At 67.5% G+C, this 1263-nt stretch carries 2 protein-coding genes; both read left to right on the top strand.

Going from position 1 to position 1263, the window contains the following annotated elements; all coding sequences use genetic code 11:
- Positions 1 to 119: 119 nt before the first annotated feature.
- Positions 120 to 383, top strand: coding sequence for a putative signal transducing protein (locus AB4Y84_RS21920; protein WP_117309590.1), 264 nt, complete (start codon positions 120 to 122; stop codon positions 381 to 383).
- A 30-nt stretch (positions 384 to 413) separates the two neighbouring features.
- A complete protein-coding gene (gene msrA, locus AB4Y84_RS21915; RefSeq protein ID WP_059066071.1) occupies positions 414 to 1079 on the top strand; it encodes a peptide-methionine (S)-S-oxide reductase MsrA in 666 nt (221 codons plus the stop codon).
- Positions 1080 to 1263: the final 184 nt, after the last annotated feature.

The following is a 1263-nucleotide window of genomic DNA, read 5'->3' as shown; positions in this document are numbered from 1 at the left end:
GGCCGGCACTACAGACGACACGGGTAGTGCCGGCCGCTGGCCGGCAACCCCCGGATGCCGCCCTCGGCACCATTCAGCCCCCGGGCGTATGCTGGAATCCTGTCCCACGGAGCTGCCGCATGCACATCGTGTACAAGGCCGACAATCTGTTCGACGCCCACCTGGTCAAGCACGCGCTGGAAGACGCCGGCATCCCGGCGTTCGTGTTCGGCGAGTCGCTGCTGGGCGGCATGGGCGAGCTGCCGCTGTTCGGCGTGCTGCGGGTCGGTATCCCCGACGCCGCGCGGCCACAGGCCGAAGACATCGTGGCGGCGCTGGACTTGGGCCACGCCACAGATGCCCCCATTTCAGATGCCGACGACATTGCCGGGCTTCCGGCGTAGGAGCGCATCATGTTGGGAATCGGACAGGGCATCCTCGGCATCGGGGCCTTCAAGCAGCGCCTGCCGCGCCCGGAAGAGGCATTGCCGGGYCGCGACCAGCCGCTGCCGCTGCACAGCAACCAGCACTTCGTGAACAGCCATCCGCTGAAGGACCGTTTCGCCGGCCTGCAGCAGATCCGCTTCGCGCTGGGCTGCTTCTGGGGTGCCGAGCGCAAATTCTGGAACGAGCCGGGGGTGTACAGCACCTCGGTGGGCTATGCCGGTGGAATCACCCCGAACCCCACCTATGAAGAGGTCTGCTCGGGCCTGACCGGCCACACCGAGGTGGTGCAGGTGGTGTTCGACCCGGCGGTTGTCAGCCTGGAGCGCCTGCTGCAGCTGTTCTGGGAGAGCCACGACCCGACCCAGGGCATGCGCCAGGGCAACGACACCGGCACCCAGTACCGTTCGGCGATCCACGCCACCGACGAGGCCCAGTACGCCGCGGCGCTGGCCAGTGGCGAGGCCTACCAGGCGCAGCTGGCTGCAGCGGGGTATGGCCCGATCACCACCGAGATCGTGTATCCGGCACCGACGTACTACTACGCCGAGGACTATCACCAGCAGTACCTGGCCAAGAACCCGAACGGCTACTGCGGCATTGGCGGTACCGGCGTGAGCTGCCCGATCGGGCTGGATGTGGAGGTGCCGCGCTGACGCGCGGTGGTCCGCCTGCGGCGAGCAGAAGCTGAAAGCAACGGCCAAAGCCAAAGCCAAAGCCAAAGCCAAAGCGGCTCTGGGTTGCTGTGGGTTTGGCGGGACGGGTACAGATGGCGGGACACGCCGTAAACCCATCCCTGGGGGCTCGGCCACGGCATCCATGCCGTGGACGGTCCCGCCA

It is taken from the genome of Stenotrophomonas sp. 2YAF22 (genome assembly GCF_052114665.1).
Taxonomy (GTDB): Bacteria; Pseudomonadota; Gammaproteobacteria; order Xanthomonadales; family Xanthomonadaceae; genus Stenotrophomonas; species Stenotrophomonas indicatrix.
This window is presented reverse-complemented; position numbering and strand designations above follow the sequence as displayed.

Coding starts and splice junctions, on each gene's coding strand:
- AB4Y84_RS21920 (WP_117309590.1), top strand. CDS start 120: ATGCACATCGTGTACAAGGCCGACAATCTGTTCGACGCCCACCTGGTC.